This window comes from Pseudoalteromonas sp. CO109Y (genome assembly GCF_004208935.1).
Lineage (GTDB): Bacteria > Pseudomonadota > Gammaproteobacteria > Enterobacterales > Alteromonadaceae > Pseudoalteromonas > Pseudoalteromonas shioyasakiensis.
The window spans coordinates 1-289 of record NZ_SGPD01000060.1; the positions used below are offsets into that span (position 1 = coordinate 1).

The window sequence follows — 289 nt, forward strand, 5'->3', positions numbered from 1 at the left end:
GGACGCGTAGCTCAGCTGGATAGAGTACCTGGCTACGAACCAGGCGGTCGGAGGTTCGAATCCTCCCGCGTCCGCCATATTTGAAACTCATATCGAGTATAAAGATACAAATTTGGTCGGAGGTTCACTCTTTCAAGAGACGTCCCGCGTCCGCCATATTTGAAACTCACATCGAGTATAAAGATAAAATCATTGCAAGATTATAAAATGCAACTGCGGACGCGTAGCTCAGCTGGATAGAGTACCTGGCTACGAACCAGGCGGTCGGAGGTTCGAATCCTCCCGCGTC

1 tRNA gene is annotated in these 289 nt (G+C 50.2%); it reads left to right on the forward strand.

Features of this window, described 5'->3' with window-relative positions:
• Positions 1-77 (forward strand) — tRNA-Arg (locus EXT43_RS20530).
• Positions 78-289 lie beyond the last annotated feature (212 nt).